The 14,713-nt window shown below is 70.4% G+C and carries 14 protein-coding genes; 13 read left to right on the forward strand and 1 reads right to left on the reverse strand.

What is annotated here, in order from left to right:
• The first annotated feature begins 8 nt into the window (after window positions 1-8).
• From ACZ1HC_RS16580 to ACZ1HC_RS16640, 13 genes are all read left to right on the forward strand, one after another.
• Complete coding sequence (locus ACZ1HC_RS16580) at window positions 9-1,334, forward strand: aromatic ring-hydroxylating oxygenase subunit alpha (protein WP_472701076.1); 1,326 nt, start codon at window positions 9-11, stop codon at window positions 1,332-1,334.
• Between the two features lie 28 nt (window positions 1,335-1,362).
• Complete coding sequence (locus ACZ1HC_RS16585; RefSeq protein WP_472701077.1) at window positions 1,363-1,863, forward strand: aromatic-ring-hydroxylating dioxygenase subunit beta; 501 nt, start codon at window positions 1,363-1,365, stop codon at window positions 1,861-1,863.
• A gap of 101 nt (window positions 1,864-1,964) precedes the next feature.
• Window positions 1,965-2,993 carry a TAXI family TRAP transporter solute-binding subunit gene (locus tag ACZ1HC_RS16590; RefSeq protein WP_472701078.1) on the forward strand — a complete coding sequence of 343 codons (1,029 nt, stop codon included), beginning with the start codon at window positions 1,965-1,967 and terminating at the stop codon, window positions 2,991-2,993.
• A 294-nt stretch (window positions 2,994-3,287) separates the two neighbouring features.
• Window positions 3,288-5,027, forward strand: a complete 1,740-nt coding sequence (locus ACZ1HC_RS16595) for a TRAP transporter permease (protein WP_472701116.1) — start codon at window positions 3,288-3,290, stop codon at window positions 5,025-5,027.
• On the forward strand, window positions 5,024-5,773 hold the full coding sequence (locus tag ACZ1HC_RS16600; RefSeq protein ID WP_472701079.1) for a sulfite exporter TauE/SafE family protein: 750 nt from the start codon (window positions 5,024-5,026) through the stop codon (window positions 5,771-5,773). Before ACZ1HC_RS16595 ends, ACZ1HC_RS16600 begins: the two co-directional genes overlap by 4 nt.
• The gene (locus tag ACZ1HC_RS16605) at window positions 5,766-6,986 is read left to right on the forward strand and encodes an NAD(P)/FAD-dependent oxidoreductase (protein ID WP_472701080.1); all 1,221 of its coding nucleotides are present in this window, start codon (window positions 5,766-5,768) and stop codon (window positions 6,984-6,986) included. Before ACZ1HC_RS16600 ends, ACZ1HC_RS16605 begins: the two co-directional genes overlap by 8 nt.
• A gap of 89 nt (window positions 6,987-7,075) precedes the next feature.
• A complete protein-coding gene (locus tag ACZ1HC_RS16610) occupies window positions 7,076-7,990 on the forward strand; it encodes an amidohydrolase family protein (RefSeq protein ID WP_472701081.1) in 915 nt (304 codons plus the stop codon).
• 129 nt (window positions 7,991-8,119) lie between these two features.
• Window positions 8,120-8,326 carry a Rieske 2Fe-2S domain-containing protein gene (locus tag ACZ1HC_RS16615; RefSeq protein ID WP_472701082.1) on the forward strand — a complete coding sequence of 69 codons (207 nt, stop codon included), beginning with the start codon at window positions 8,120-8,122 and terminating at the stop codon, window positions 8,324-8,326.
• Window positions 8,327-8,343: 17 nt separating this feature from the next.
• Window positions 8,344-9,156: a 2-keto-4-pentenoate hydratase gene (locus ACZ1HC_RS16620; protein ID WP_472701083.1), complete on the forward strand. Its 813-nt coding sequence runs from the start codon at window positions 8,344-8,346 to the stop codon at window positions 9,154-9,156.
• Window position 9,157: 1 nt separating this feature from the next.
• Window positions 9,158-10,087, forward strand: a complete 930-nt coding sequence (locus ACZ1HC_RS16625; RefSeq protein ID WP_472701084.1) for an acetaldehyde dehydrogenase (acetylating) — start codon at window positions 9,158-9,160, stop codon at window positions 10,085-10,087.
• A gap of 1 nt (window position 10,088) precedes the next feature.
• Window positions 10,089-11,126 (forward strand): 4-hydroxy-2-oxovalerate aldolase, encoded by a 1,038-nt coding sequence (dmpG, locus tag ACZ1HC_RS16630; RefSeq protein ID WP_472701085.1) that lies wholly within the window; start codon window positions 10,089-10,091, stop codon window positions 11,124-11,126.
• Window positions 11,127-11,138: 12 nt separating this feature from the next.
• Window positions 11,139-11,975 (forward strand): alpha/beta fold hydrolase, encoded by an 837-nt coding sequence (locus ACZ1HC_RS16635; RefSeq protein WP_472701086.1) that lies wholly within the window; start codon window positions 11,139-11,141, stop codon window positions 11,973-11,975.
• An 18-nt stretch (window positions 11,976-11,993) separates the two neighbouring features.
• On the forward strand, window positions 11,994-13,715 hold the full coding sequence (locus tag ACZ1HC_RS16640; RefSeq protein ID WP_472701087.1) for an SDR family oxidoreductase: 1,722 nt from the start codon (window positions 11,994-11,996) through the stop codon (window positions 13,713-13,715).
• Between the two features lie 32 nt (window positions 13,716-13,747).
• Here the strand turns inward: ACZ1HC_RS16640 and pcaQ are convergent, their stop codons facing one another.
• Window positions 13,748-14,701 carry a pca operon transcription factor PcaQ gene (gene pcaQ, locus ACZ1HC_RS16645; RefSeq protein WP_472701088.1) on the reverse strand — a complete coding sequence of 318 codons (954 nt, stop codon included), beginning with the start codon at window positions 14,699-14,701 and terminating at the stop codon, window positions 13,748-13,750.
• Between the last annotated feature and the right edge of the window lie 12 nt (window positions 14,702-14,713).

Below are 14,713 nucleotides of genomic sequence, written 5' to 3' on the forward strand. Positions count from 1 at the left end.
TACCTGCCGTGAACAAGCCGACTTCTCCCGCCCAGCTCGCCATCTCGAGCGGCGCCATCTCGCGCGGTCTGTCGATCGAGGATCTCGTCGAGCAGGGGCGGGTTCATTCCGCCATCTACACCGACCCCGAGATCTTCGAACTCGAGATCGAGCGCATCTTCAACCGCACCTGGATCTATATCGGCCACGAAAGCGAGGTCCCCCGGACGGGCGACTTCCGGCTGCGCAAGATCGGCCGGCAGCCCGTCATCATGGTGCGCGGCAAGGACGGCGCGATCAACGTCATGATGAACCGCTGCCTGCACCGCGGCGCCGTGGTCGCCGAGGTCGAGAGCGGAAACACCAAGTTCTTCCGCTGCTGGTATCACGGCTGGACTTACGACACCTCGGGCAAGCTGGTCCAGGTCACCTCCGACGAGGGCTACGAGCCCGGCTTCTGCGAGAAGAAGGGCGGCCTGGCCCGTCCCGCCCGGGTCGACGACTATCGCGGCTTCGTCTTCGCCAGCCTGTCCGACGACGTGCTGCCGCTGCGCGAGCATCTGGGCCAGGCGGCCGATCTGATGAACTACCTCATCGACTTCTCGCCCACCGGCAAGATCACCCTGAACGCGGGCGTCAACAAGACCGTGTACCGGGGCAACTGGAAGCTGGTCGGCATGGACGGCTATCACGTCAACTACGTCCACGCCTCGGTCGTCGAGGGCTGGAACGACGACGAGAACTCGGGCATCGCGGCGATGCACAAGAACGACCCCTTCAGCGACACCGCGCTGACGCGCACGCGCGATCTGGGCCGCGGCCACGTGCTGCTGGACTTCCGCGAACACCGGATGGCCAGCATCGACAAGTACGTGGACTTCATGCGCTCGATCCCCGGCGGGTCGGACTATGTGGACGCGATGTTCGCCGCCTATGGCGAGGAACAGGCCAAGCGCAACCTGTCGCTGGCGGGCGACCCCCATCTGGGCGTCTTCCCCAACCTTCAGGTGATCGGCAACCAGGTCCGCATCATGAACCCGATCGGCCCCGACGAGACCGAGGTGCTGATGTTCCCGGTGCTTCTGGACGGCGTCCCCCCCGAGATCAACGCCCTGCGGATGCGCCAGCACGAATCCTTCTACGGCCCCTCGTCCTCGGGTTCGCCCGACGATGCCGAGATCTTCGAGCGCGCGCAGATGGGGATGAACGCCACCGTCAACCCCTGGATCGACATGTCCCGCGGCCTCAACCGCGAGATCGTGGACGTGGACGGCACCCGCGTCGGGCGCATCTCGGACGAGACCACGCAGCGCGGCCAGATGCGCGAGTGGAAGCGCCTGATGAGCATGGCCTGAGGCGGCGGGCAAGGGAGGAGCGATCCAGATGAACAAGCACGCGACCATCGCCCGGCAGAGTGAGATCGGGCAGGAATACGAGGCGTTCCTCTTTCACGAGGCGCGCCTGATGGACAGCCACCGGCTCGAGGAATGGCTGGCGCTGTGGGACAGGGACTGCCTCTACTGGGTGCCCTGCAACGCCGAGGATGTGGACCCCAGCCGCCAGCTCTCGATCATCTACGAGGGCTATGACCAGATCCGCGAACGGGTGCGCCGCCTGGGCGGGAAGTTCGCCCATGCCCAGCAGCCCAAGTCCCGGCTGATCCGCGTGCTGTCCAACATCGAGATCGAATCCGCCGACGACGGCACCATCACGGGGCATTCGACCTTCGTGCTGGGCGAGGTGCGGCTGAACCGCCAGGTGACCTGGTTCGGCCGCAACGAACACACCCTGGTCCGCACCGAGGAGGGGCTGCGGATCCGGCGCAAGAAGGTGTTCGTGCTGAACAACGACACCCCGATGCCGAACATGACCTTCCTGATCTGACCGCCCGCGCGGCCCGCCCGCGGGGTCCGGCCCTGCCGGCGGGCCGCAGGCCGCAGCTTCGGAAACCGCAAGACAACCACAACAAAAACGGGAGGAATTCTATGCTTACACTGTCTCGCCGCCGCCTTCTTGGAACCGCCTCTGCCGGCCTTGCCCTGATGGGCAGCGGTCTGCCGCTGCGCGCGCAGACCATGTCCTTCGACGACGGCCCCATCACCGCGACCATCGCCGGCTATTCGTCGCGCGGCATGGTCAGCATCCTGGGCGAGGCCCAGGCGGCGGTCGTGCGGGAAGCCTTCCCGGGATCGAACGTGGTCTACGAGCCGGGCAACCCGGCGGGATCCTTCGTGGCGGTCGTCAACGGAGAGCGTGAATTCGCCCTGGAATCCACCATCGAGCTGCTGATGGCGGCGCGCGGAGAGGAGCCCTTCCCCGAATCCTTCGAGGGCCGCTTCTGGATGGTGACGATGCTCAGCCCGGACCTGACGCTGGCCCATGTCTATGGCCGCAAGGAGTTCATCGAGGAAAACGGCATCACCAACCTGACCGACATCCGCGACCGGCAGATCCCCGTCCGCCTGGGGATCAACCAGCCGGGCAACCTGTGGGCGCGCGCCCATGTCCACGCGATCCTGGAAGCGCACGGCATGACCACCGACGACATCGTGTCCTGGGGCGGCACGCTGATCGAGCAGAACACCGGCTCGACGATGGACCTGATGCGCCAGCAGCGCGCCGACATCGAGATCACCGGCGGCTTCGTTCCGGTCGGCACCATGATCGAGCTGAACAGCACCCATCCCCTGGCCTTCGTGCCGATGACCCAGGAACAGGCGGCCGCCGCGGCAAAGATCATGTCGGTGAATGTCGGCGTCATTCCGGCGGGAAGCTATGAATGGCAGACCGAGGAGCTGCACACCCCGGCCAGCTCGCACATCGTCATCGCCGGCCCCGCGGCGACCGACGAGCAGGTCTGGAAGCTGTGCAAGGCGCTCGACACCCGCCTGGACACCTATCACTCGATGCATCCGGCGCTGAGTAAGGTCACCCGGCAGAACATCGTCCCCAGCGTCGAGGGCGTGCCGCTGCATCCCGCCGCGGAAGCCTATTTCGCCTCCCGCACGCTGTGAAGCGCGGGCGCCGCGCCTGGCGCCCGCACCACCCGCCTTCGTTTCCGTCCGGTCCGCAGATCGACCTGTAGAGGGAGAAGACCTTGCGTAATTTCCTTGCTGGCCTGCTCTCGGCAGGCGCGGGGGTGCCCTTCACCCCCACTACCCGCCTGGTCGCGGTGGTCCTTGCCCTGCCGCTGGCCGCGTTCCAGGTCTGGCTGGCGCTCTGGGGGGTCCTGACGCCGATCCAGATCGGCCTCGTGTTCATGATCCCGATGCTGATCATCGCCACGCTGACCTCGGGGCCGCGGCCGGATCTCGACGCGGGTCGGCTGGTTCGAATACGCGATGGCGGTGGCGGTCGCGGTGGCGGGGACCTATCTGCTGACCCAGAGCGTCCGCTTCTCGACCTGGATCCTCGGCCTCAGCCGCTTCGGGGTGGCCGATCTCGTTTCCGGCGCGGTGCTGATGTTCGTCGTCCTGGTCATCATGAAGCGCCGGGTCGGGCCGGGGATGACGCTGATCGTGCTGCTGCTGATGGCCTATCTGGCCTTCGGCCATGTCTTCGACGGCTTCCTCTATCACCGTCCCTTCTCGGCCGCGGAGATCATCGAGCAGTCGGTGATCAGCGTGAACGGGGGGCTGTTCGGGACCCCGGTGGCGGCGGCGGCGCTCTATGTCTATCTGTTCGTGGTCTTCGGCAAGATCCTCGAGGCCAGCGGCGGCGGAAGGTTCTTCTTCGACCTCGCCGCGGCGCTGACCGGGCGGCTGAGCGGCGGCGTCGCCAAGGTTGCCGTCGTCTCGAGCGGGCTGTTCGGGATGATCTCCGGCAGCCCGACCTCGGATGTCGTCACCACCGGCTCGATCACCATCCCGATGATGAAGCGGCTGGGCTATCCGGCCCACACGGCCGCGGCCATCGAGACCGTGGCCTCGGTCGGCGGCAGCTTCATGCCGCCGATCATGGGCGCGGTGGTCTTCATGATGGTCGAGTTCACCGGCATCTCCTATGGCGACATCATCTCGAGCTCGATCGTGCTGGCGGCGCTCTATTACGTGGGGGTGATGACGCAGGTGCATTTCTATTCGATCCGCTACGACCTGGGCGCCTTCGAGGGCGAGATCCCGCGCATCCCCCGGGTGCTGCGCGAGGGGTGGATGTTCCTGATCCCCATCGCCGCCCTGGTCTATCTGATCGAGGCCGGCGAGTCGGCGCAGTTCAGCGCCGTGGTGGCGATCGCCCTGGTCATCGGGCTGAGCTGGTTCAGCCGGCTGCGCGAGAACAGGATCGGTCCGCGCCGGATGGTCGATCTGCTGGTCGAGGCCACCGCGATGATGGCGCCGCTGATCGCCGCGGTGGCGGGCGCGGGCCTGGTCGAACAGGTCCTGAACGTCACCGGCCTGGGCTCGAAGGTGTCCTTCGTGATGTTCGAGTTCGCCGACGGCAACAAGGCGCTGATCCTGCTGCTGGCCGCGGGCGTGACCGTCATCTTCGGCATGGGGATGCCGGTGCCGGCGGTCTATGCCCTGGCCGCGATCCTGCTGGCGCCGGGCATGACGGGGGCCGGCTTCGGCATGCTTGAGGCGCATCTGTTCCTGGTGTGGTTCTCGGTGGCCTCGCACCTGACGCCGCCGGTCGCGATCGCGGCCTATGTGGCCGCAGCCATCGCCGCGGCCGAGCCGATGCGAACCTCGATCTGGGCGGCGCGGTTCGGCGTCCTGGTATTCCTGCTGCCCTTCACCTTCGTGCTGCGGCCGGGGCTGCTGATGCAGGGCGACACCGCCACCATCCTGGGCGACGTGGTGATCGTCACGGCGGCCCTGGCCTTCATGGCCCCGGCGGTGGTCGGCTTCTTCAGGACGGTGCTTTCCGGCTGGCTGCGGGTCCTTCTGCTGGGCTTCGGGGTGGTCGCCCTGTTCAGCGCCGCGATGCCCTGGCTGGCCTGGAGCGCCGCCGCCGCGGGCGTGATCCTTCTGCTGTCCAGCACCTTCTTCGGCGCGGGGCAGCAGGTGCTGGAGACCGCGCCCCTTTCGGCAAAGCGGCGCTCGTCGTGATCGACCCCCAGATCCTGTTCCTGATCGCCGCCGCCTTCCTTGCCGGGGGCATCGTCAAGGGCCTGTCGGGGATCGGGCTGCCCCTGGTGGCCCTGCCGATCCTGTCCTTCGGCGTCAGCGTGCCGGTGGCCGTGGCCCTGACCATGGCGCCGATCCTGGTGACGAACGGCTGGCAGGCGGTGGTGAACGGGCGCCTGCGGCAGGTGGTGCGGCGGTTCTGGCCGATGCAGCTGGTGATGGCGCTGACGCTGATCGTGGCCACAAGCCTGCTGAAGCGGATCGACAACGACGTGCTGCTGATCATCGCCGGCGCCATCCTGACGCTGTCGGTGATCGTGCTGATGACGGCGCGCGGCTGGACCATCCCGGCCCGGCTGGAACGGCCGATCGGCGTCGGGGTGGGGTTTCTGGCCGGCGCGATCGGCGGGGTCAGTTCGCTGTTCGGGATCCCGATCATCGTCTACATGTCCAGCCTGGGGCTGGAGCGGTCCGAGTTCCTGACCTCGATCTCGGTGGTCTATTTCCTGGCGGCCGTGCCCTATGTGGGCGGGCTGCTGTTCGTGGGGGGCATCCCGCCCACGGTGATGCTGGTCTCGGCCCTGGCGGTGGTGCCGGCGATGCTGGGCATGATGGTGGCCGGCCGCTTCGTGCGGCGGCTCGACGAGGTGCGGTTCCGGCATCTTCTGAACTGGCTGCTGATCCTGCTGGGCATCAGCATGATGGCAAGGGGATGGCTGAATGTCTGACAGGCACGTGGTCATCGTCGGCGGCGGGCAGGCGGGCGGGCGCGTCGCCCTGTCGCTGCGCGAGGCGGGTTTTCCGGGGCGCATCACCCTGGTGGCCGAGGAAGCCCATCCCCCCTACGAGCGTCCGGCCCTGTCCAAGGGCCTGCTGACCGGCGAGGCCGAGCCCGAGGCGACCCTGCTGGCGCCTGCCGCGCATCTGGAGCAGTCGGGCGTCGCCCTGATCGCCGGGACGCGGGCGACGGGGCTTGACGTGGCGGCACGGCGGCTGGACCTGCAGGACGGGCGCAGCCTGGACTTCGACGACCTGGTGCTGGCGACCGGCGCCCGGCCGCGCCACCTGGTCCCCGAGGGCGCGGCCGGGCCGCTGCCGGTCCTGCGCCGCATGGACGAGGCCCTGGCCCTGCGCGAGCGGCTGCGGCCCGGGACCACCCTGGCCGTCATCGGCGGCGGCGTGATCGGCCTGGAACTGGCGTCGAGCGCGCTTGCCCGCGGGGTCCGGCCGGTCCTGATCGAGGCCGCCGACCGGCTGATGGCGCGACAGGTCGGCCCGGCCGCCTCGGCCTTCATCGAGGCCCGGCACCGGGCGGCGGGAACCGAACTGCACCTGGGCCGCACCCTGCGGCGGATCGACCCCCGGCCCGACGCCTCGGGGGGCTTCGCGCTGACGCTGGACGACGGCAGCGTGATCGCCGCCGACGCGGTCGTGGCGGCCATCGGCGTGGTCCCCGACACCGCCCTGGCCGAGGCCGCGGGGGTGGCCTGCGAGGACGGGATCCTGGTCGATGCCGAGGGGCGCGCCTCGCATCCCGGCATCTGGGCCGCGGGCGACGTCGCCCGGGCCGTGGTTCCCTGGTCCGACCGGCCCGAGCGGCAGGAAAGCTGGCGCAACGCCGAGATGCAGGCCCGCCGCGTCGCCGCCTCGATCCTGGGGTCGGGCCCGGCGGGCGACGACCTGGTGCCGGGGTTCTGGTCCGACCAGCTTGGCCAGCGGCTGCAGTCCGAGGGCGTCTGCGCCGGGACCGAGATCGTGCGCCCGTCGGCGGACGGGCGGTTCGCGGCCTTCTACCTGCGCGACGGGCGGCTGGTCGGCTGCACCGCCCTGGACAACCCCAAGCTTGCGACGCTGGCGCGGCGCGCCATCGGGCGCGGCCTGCAGATCGACCCCGCGGCCCTGGCCGATCCGGGGGGCGATCCCCTCCGGCTGCTGCGGTGAGGAGGACGCGATGACCGGCCCGGCGGTGACGGATTTCCACACCCACACGGTTCCCGCGGACTTCCCCCTCCCAGGGGCGAGGAGCCGCTGTGGCCCGCGATGCGCCGCCTCTCGGACAGCGAGGCCGAGGTGGTGATCGCCGGGCGCGTGTTCCGGCGCATCGACGCGCGGTCCTGGGATGCGGGGCGCGGCTGTCGGACATGGACCGGGACGGGGTGGACAGGCAGGTGCTGTCGCCGATGCCGGAACTGCTGTCCTACTGGTTCGCCGAGGATCCGGCCCAGGCCTTCTGCGCGCATCTGAACGCCTCGCTGGCCGAGATGACGGCGGCGCGGCCGGACCGCTTCGCCGCCTATGGCGCGGTCCCGATGCAGGCGCCGCGGCTGGCCGCCGGGATGGTCCGCGATCTGGCGGCGGCCGGTTTCGCCGGGATCGAGATCGGCAGCCACGTGAACGGCCTGCCGCTGGGCGACCGCCGGTTCGACCCGGTCTATGCGGCGGCCGAGGCCGAGGGCATGGTGGTGATGGTCCACGCCCTGCACCCCGCCGGGCTTGACCGCGTCGGGGCGGGCGGCGACGCCGCGGTGTCGCTGTTTCCCCTGGAATCGACGCTGGCCGCCCTGGCCCTGCTGACCGGCGGGGTGATGGCGCGGTTTCCCGGGCTGAAGGTCATGCTGGCCCATGGCGGCGGCGGGCTGGCGATCCTGTCGGCGCGGCTGGCGCAGGTGCAGGCCGTCGTGGCGCCGCCCCATCTGGCCGGATGCGGCGGCGATGCGGCCGACCTGTCGCGCCGCTTCCACCTGGACAGCATCGTCTATGACCCCGAGGTGCTGCGCTTCCTGGCGGCGCGCCAGGGGACGGGGCGGCTGGTGATGGGATCGGACTATCCCTTCGCGGTCATGCAGACCGACCCCGCGGGCTTCGTGCGCCGGGCGCTCGGCCCCGCGGCCGCGGCGGTGCTGTCGCGGCGCCCCGATCTTTCCGACGACGTTTCCAGCTGCTGAAAGGGACCTTCACGCCGTGACCTGGACAAGACTCTGCTCCATCTCGGACATCTCCGAAGACGACGGGCTGCGCATCGACCGCGACGGGCGCGGCCCCTGGCGGCATGGCGGGTCGGCGATGCGGTCTTCGTGACCGACGACACCTGCACCCACGGGCAGGCGTCGCTGACCGAAGGGGGCATCCTGGATGGCTTCCAGATCGAATGCGGCCTGCATCTGGGGGCGTTCGACATCCGCGACGGCAAGGTGACCTCGGCCCCCTGCACGATCCCGCTGCGGGTCTATCCGGTCCGCATCGAGGCGGACGAGGTCTTTGCCGACCTGAACGACACCTGATCAGGAAGACGACACCGATGAGTTTCGATACAGCAGATCTTTCTTCGCCCGAGGACGCGATCCTGGCCGCCGCCGCCGCGCTGTGGAAGGCGCAGGAAAGCGGCCGGCCCTGCGCGCCCCTGCGCGAGGCCCTGGCCGCGCACGGGGTCGATGCGGCCTATCGCGTCCAGGAAATCAACATCGCCCGCCGCCTGAACCGGTCGGTGCGCCCGGTCGGGCGCAAGATCGGGCTGACCTCGCCGGCGGTGCAGAAGCAGCTGGGCGTGAACGAACCCGACTTCGGGGTGCTGCTGTCGGACATGGTCGTGCCCGATGGCGGCGTCCTGGCCGCGGGTGCCGTCCTGCAGGCCAAGGCCGAGGGCGAGATCGCCTTCGTCCTGGGCGAGGACCTGGACATGCCCGCGCCCACCGCGGCCGAGATCCTGCGCGCCACCGCCTTCATCATGCCCGCCATCGAGATCGTCGGCAGCCGGATCGCGAACTGGGACATCTCGCTGATCGACACGGTGGCCGACAACGCCTCGTCGGGGATGTTCGTGCTGGGCAGCCCGGCCCGCGCGCCGCTTGGCTTCGACTTCGCCGACTGCGCCATGCAGATGACCTTCGACGGGCAGCAGGTCTCGGCCGGGACCGGGCGCGCCTGCCTGGGAAATCCGGTGAACGCGGTGGCCTGGCTGGCCGGGCGGATGCACGGCCTCGGCGCGCCGCTGCGCGCCGGCGAGGTGATCCTGTCCGGGGCGCTTGGCCCCATGGCGGCCCCCGCGCCCGGGACGGCCGTCGAAGTCGTCATTTCCGGCCTTGGCAAGGCCGCATTCGCTTTGGAGGTCTGACATGAGACACAAGGTTGCGATCATCGGCAGCGGCAATATCGGCACCGACCTGATGATCAAGGTGATGCGCCTCTCGAAGACGCTCGAGATGGGCGCCATGGTCGGGATCGACCCCGAATCCGAGGGGCTGAAGCGCGCGGCCCGCCTGGGCGTGCCGACCACCGCGGCGGGCATCGAGGGCCTCAGGGCGATGCCGGGCTATGACGAGATCGAGATCGTCTTCGACGCGACCTCGGCGGGCGCCCATGCCCGCCACGACGCGCTGCTGCAGGCCGACGGCAAGCGGGTGATCGACCTGACGCCCGCCGCGATCGGCCCCTACGTGATCCCGCCGGTCAACCTGCAGGACCATCTGGGCGCCACCAACATCAACATGGTGACCTGCGGCGGCCAGGCAACCATCCCGATGGTCGCGGCGGTCGCCTCGGTGGCGCCCGTCCCCTATGCCGAGATCGTCGCCTCGATCTCGTCGCGCTCGGCGGGGCCGGGGACGCGCGCCAACATCGACGAGTTCACCGAGACCACCGCCCGCGCCATCGAGGCGGTGGGCGGCGCCGCGCGGGGCAAGGCGATCATCATCCTCAACCCCGCCGAGCCCCCGATGATCATGCGCGACACGGTGATCTGCCTGGCCGACAGCGACGACCGCGAGGCGATCCGGGACGCGGTGCATCGCATGGCCGAGACCGTCAGGCGCTATGTCCCCGGCTACCGCCTGAAGCAGGAGGTGCAGTTCAGCGCCGTCCCCGCCGACACGCTGGAGCGGATGGGCGTGACGGGCCTGGCCGCGCCCCTGCAGGTCTCGGTCTTCCTCGAGGTGGAGGGCGCGGGACATTATCTGCCGAACTACGCCGGCAATCTGGACATCATGACCTCGGCCGCGCTGCGCGCCGCCGAGGAGATCGCCGCCAGGATCAAGGAGCACGCCTGACATGGACCGCAAGCCACTCTATCTGCAGGATGTGACGCTGCGCGACGGGATGCACGCGCTGCGCCACAGCTACACGCTGGATCAGGTCCGCTCGATCGCCGCGGCGCTCGATGCGGCCGGCATCGACGCCATCGAGGTGGCGCATGGCGACGGGCTGACGGGGGCCAGCTTCACCTATGGCTTCGGAAGGCACAGCGACCTGGAATGGATCGCCGCCGTCGCCGAGGTGGTGCGGAACGCGCGGCTGACGACGCTGCTGCTGCCGGGCATCGGCACGCTTCACGACCTGCGCGCCGCCCACGAGGCCGGGGTCAGGTCGGTGCGCATCGCCACCCACTGCACCGAGGCCGATGTCGCCGCCCAGCACATCTCCGCGGCGCGAGAGATGGGGATGGACGTCGCGGGCTTCCTGATGATGGCGCACATGACCCTGCCCGAGGCCCTGGCCGCGCAGGCCAGGCTGATGGAGGGCTATGGCGCGCATTGCATCTATGTGACCGATCCCGGCGGCGCGCTGACCGAACGCGGGATGCGCGCCCGCGTGCGCGCCCTGCGCGACGCGCTGCGCCCGGAGACCCAGGTGGGCGTGCACGCCCATCACAACCTGTCGCTGGGCGTGGCCAATTCCATCGCCGCGATCGAGGAAGGCGCGGTGCGCGTGGACGGATCGCTGGCCGGGCAGGGGGCGGGCGCCGGCAACGCCCCGATCGAGGTGCTGGTCGCGGTGGCCTCGCTGGACGGCCATCCGGTCAGGGCCGATCTCTATGCGCTGCTGGACGCGGCCGAGGATCTGGTGCGCCCGATCCAGGACCGCCCGGTTCGCGTCGACCGCGAGACCCTGACGCTGGGCTTCGCCGGGGTCTATTCCAGCTTCCTGCGCCACGCCGAAACCGCCGCGCAGCAATACGGCGTGCGCGCCCGCGACATTCTCGAGGAACTGGGACGGCGCAAGATGATCGGCGGGCAGGAGGACATGATCGTGGACGTCGCGCTCGATCTTCTTCGGAAGCGCGATCACGTCGCAGAGACAACCCAATAAGGAGCAATGACCATGACATCCACCACGACCGACCCCGAAATCGGCAAGAGCGTCGAGGCCGCCGGGCTGAAGACCAACTATCTGGAAGAGGGCAGCGGCTTTCCCGTGGTCCTTCTGCACGGTTCGGGACCGGGCGTGACGGGCTATGCCAACTGGCGCTTTACCATTCCCGTCCTGGCCCGGCATTTCCGGGTGCTTGCCCCCGACGCCGCGGGCTTCGGCTATACCGAACGCAAGCCGGGCCAGGCCTATACCCTGGATGCCTGGCTGGACCATCTCGAGGCGTTTCTGGACGCGGTCGGCGTCGAGAAGGCGCATTTCGTGGGCAACTCCTTCGGCGGCGCGCTGACGATCGGCCTGGCCGCCCGCGCGCCCCAGCGGGTGGACCGCCTGGTGCTGATGGGGGCCGCGGGTCTGGAGTTCGAGCTGACCGAGGGCCTGGACGCCGTCTGGGGCCACGAGCCCTCGGTCGAGAACATGCGCCGGATGATGACCGAATACTTCGCCTTCAACGCCAGCCTCATCACCGACGACCTGGTGCGATCGCGCTACGAGGCCAGCATCCGCCCGGGCTTCCACGAAAGCTTCGCCGCCATGTTCCCGGCCCCCCGGCAGCGCCACATCGCCGCGCTTGCCACCCCCGAGGACAGGGTCGCGGCGCTGACCAACCGCGCCCTGCTGATCCACGGGCGCGACGACAAGGTGGTGCCGCTGGAGACCAGCCTCCGCTATCACCAGCTTCTGCGCAATTCGGATCTGCATGTCTTCGGCAATTGCGGACATTGGACCCAGATCGAGAAGCGCGATCAGTTCAACGCGATGGTGTCGGACTTCTTCCGCGCCGAGTGACCCCAGAAGGAGAAGCACATGCCAGCGAACCCCTGCATCGGCGTGATGATCGGCGATCCCGCCGGGATCGGCCCCGAGGTCTGCGTCCGCGCCCTGGCTTCGGGGCGGCCGCAGGCGCACGGCCGGATCGTGCTGATCGGATCGGCCGAGGTGCTGCGCCGCGCCGCCCGCCTGACCGGGGTCGATCTGCCGGTGGTGCCGGTCTCCTCGCCCGACGAGGCGGCCTCGGTCCGGGGGATCGCGGTGATCGACCCCGGGGCCGAGCCCGGCGCCGCCTTCGAGATCGGCCGGTCGGCGGCGGAATCGGGCCGGGCGGCGAAGGCCTGGATCGACCTGGCCGAACGGCTTTCCCGCGACGGGCGGCTGGACGGCTGGATCATGGCGCCCGTGGACACCGGATCCATGCGCATGGCCGGCGTGCTGCAGGAGCTTGACGATCTGCAGCCCCAGGGCACCTTCATGTTCCGCATGAGCGGCCCGCTGCGGGTGGTCCCGATCGCGGAGCATCTGCCCCTGCGCGCGGTCGCGGCCTCGGTCACGGCCGAGCGCATCGCCCATGTGGCGCGCCTGACGCGCGAGCATCTGGTCCGCTGGGGCATGGCGCGCCCGCGCCTGGCCGTCGCCGCGCTGAACCCCCACGGCATGTTCGAGGAGGACCGCGACATCATCGCCCCCGCCGTCGCCGCCCTGCGCGACGAGGGGCTGGACATCGCCGGGCCTGTCTCGCCGGATGCGGTCTTCCGCCAGTGCATCGAGGGGCGCTACGACGCGGTCGTCTCGATGTATCACGACCAGGGGCAGATCGCGCTGAAGACCGCGGCCTTCGCGGGGGCCTGCACCGTCTATCTGGGCCTGCCCTATGTGCAGCTTTCCGTGCCCCACGGCACCGCCTTCGACATCGCCGGCAAGGGCGTCGCGCAACCCGATCTCGATGATCGCGGCGATGACCACCGCGCTGTCGCTGGCGGGCGGCGTCGCCTTCCTGAACGAGGCCGCGGAATGACGGCGGCGGCTTCCAGGCTGGCGGTGGTGACCGGCGGGACCGCCGGGATCGGCCTTGCCACGGCGGCGGCCCTGGCGCGCGACGGCTGGCGCGTGATGGCCTGTTCGCGCCAGCCCCCGGACGCGGCCGCGATGCCCGAGGGCGTCGAGACGGTGGCCTGCGACGTGGCGGATCCGGCCTCGGTCCAGGCCCTGGCCGAACGGGTGGCGCGCCACGGGGCGCCCCTGGGCGCGGTCGTCAACAGCGCCGGCATGGCCCTGCCCCGCGCGCCGTTCCTGGAATCGACCGAGGAACAGATGCAGCGGATCTTCGAGGTCAACACCTTCGGGACGATCCGCGCGCTGCGCGCGCTTCTGCCGCTGATGGCCGCGGGGGGCACGGTGGTGAACCTGTCCAGCACGCTTGCGGCGCGGCCGCGGCCGGGCTCGGCCCTCTATGCCGCGACCAAGGGCGCGGTGGAGCGCTTCTCGACCGCCCTGGCCAGCGAGGTGGCCGAGCGCGGCATCCGCGTGCACGTGATCGCCCCGGCCCTGGTGCGCAGCGAGATCTGGCTTCGCGCCGGCATGACCGACACCGACTACGAGGCCCTGCTGGCGGCCCGCGGCCGCGAGTTCCCGCTGGGCCGGGTCGGCGAACCCGAGGATGTGGCCGAACTGATCCGCTACATGGCCTCGGACCAGGCGGCCTGGATGACGGGAAACCTGATCCAGGTGGATGGCGGCGCCATGCTGCGCTGAGGGGCCCGCGCTTGGGATGCCCCCCGGCCCGCTCAGGGGGCGCCGGCCGCCGCCGCCGCGCCGTCGTCCAGGCCCAGCACCGCGACCGCCCGGTCCACCGCGGTCCTGAACAGCTGCCGCGCGGTGCCGGAATGGCCCGCGGGCTCTGCCTCGTTCCGGGCCATCAGGCCCACCGGCCCCTCGGTCAGGCGGGTGGCCACGGGCAGGCGCACCAGCCGCCCGGCCGCGACCTCGCCCGCCACCACCCCGGCCGAGATCAGCCAGACCGCCTCGCTTTGCGCGGTGAAGGCCCGGCCGAAGGCGTCCGAGACCGTCTCGATCCGGCGCGGCGGCAGGGGGATGCCCTCGGCGATCAGCAGCCGTTCGACGATGGGCCGGATCGCCGCGCCGGGGGCGGGATAGAGCACCGTCCAGTCGCCGATCCGCCGCAGGTCGGGATCGGACAGGATCGGATGGCCGGGCCGCACCACCGCCGCCACCTCCTCGAGATAGAGCTGCGTGAAGCTGAGGCCGCGCATCGTCGCCGGATCCCCCAGCCGCCCGATCACCAGATCCAGCCTGCCGTCGCGCAGCTGTTCCGTCAGCGCCCCGTGCGGCCCGTCGGCCACCGTCAGCTGCAGGTCGGGCGCCAGCCGCGCCATCTCGGCCGCGATCTGCGGCATCAGCCGGGCCGCGACCGAGGGCAGCGCCCCCACCCTCAGCGCCAGCACCCCCCGGCCGCCGTCCCGCAGCCCCGACAGCCCCTGTTCAAGCGCCGACAGGCTGGCCTGGGCATGGGCCAGGAAGAAGGCGCCCTGCGGGGTCGGCGCCGCGCCGCCCCGGTCGCGGATCACCAGCTGCGCGCCCAGGATCGTCTCGAGTTCGGCCAGCGTGCGGGACATGGCGGGCTGGGTCAGCGACAGCCGCGCGGCGGCGCGCTTCAGGCTCTGCTGGCGCAGGATCTCGGTGAAGGCCTGCAGGTGGCGGATCTTGATGCGGCGGTCCATCGCTTGCCCGTT

It is taken from the genome of Paracoccus sp. BR5-17, assembly GCF_055693925.1.

What these genes read in the sequence shown, in the direction of transcription:
- dmpG (WP_472701085.1), top strand. Translation starts at nt 10,089, where the DNA reads ATGGACCGCAAGCCACTCTATCTGCAGGATGTGACGCTGCGCGACGGG.
- ACZ1HC_RS16590 (WP_472701078.1), top strand. Translation starts at nt 1,965, where the DNA reads ATGCTTACACTGTCTCGCCGCCGCCTTCTTGGAACCGCCTCTGCCGGC.
- ACZ1HC_RS16635 (WP_472701086.1), top strand. Translation starts at nt 11,139, where the DNA reads ATGACATCCACCACGACCGACCCCGAAATCGGCAAGAGCGTCGAGGCC.
- pcaQ (WP_472701088.1), bottom strand. Translation starts at nt 14,701, where the DNA reads ATGGACCGCCGCATCAAGATCCGCCACCTGCAGGCCTTCACCGAGATC.
- ACZ1HC_RS16605 (WP_472701080.1), top strand. Translation starts at nt 5,766, where the DNA reads ATGTCTGACAGGCACGTGGTCATCGTCGGCGGCGGGCAGGCGGGCGGG.
- ACZ1HC_RS16620 (WP_472701083.1), top strand. Translation starts at nt 8,344, where the DNA reads ATGAGTTTCGATACAGCAGATCTTTCTTCGCCCGAGGACGCGATCCTG.
- ACZ1HC_RS16585 (WP_472701077.1), top strand. Translation starts at nt 1,363, where the DNA reads ATGAACAAGCACGCGACCATCGCCCGGCAGAGTGAGATCGGGCAGGAA.
- ACZ1HC_RS16640 (WP_472701087.1), top strand. Translation starts at nt 11,994, where the DNA reads ATGCCAGCGAACCCCTGCATCGGCGTGATGATCGGCGATCCCGCCGGG.
- ACZ1HC_RS16625 (WP_472701084.1), top strand. Translation starts at nt 9,158, where the DNA reads ATGAGACACAAGGTTGCGATCATCGGCAGCGGCAATATCGGCACCGAC.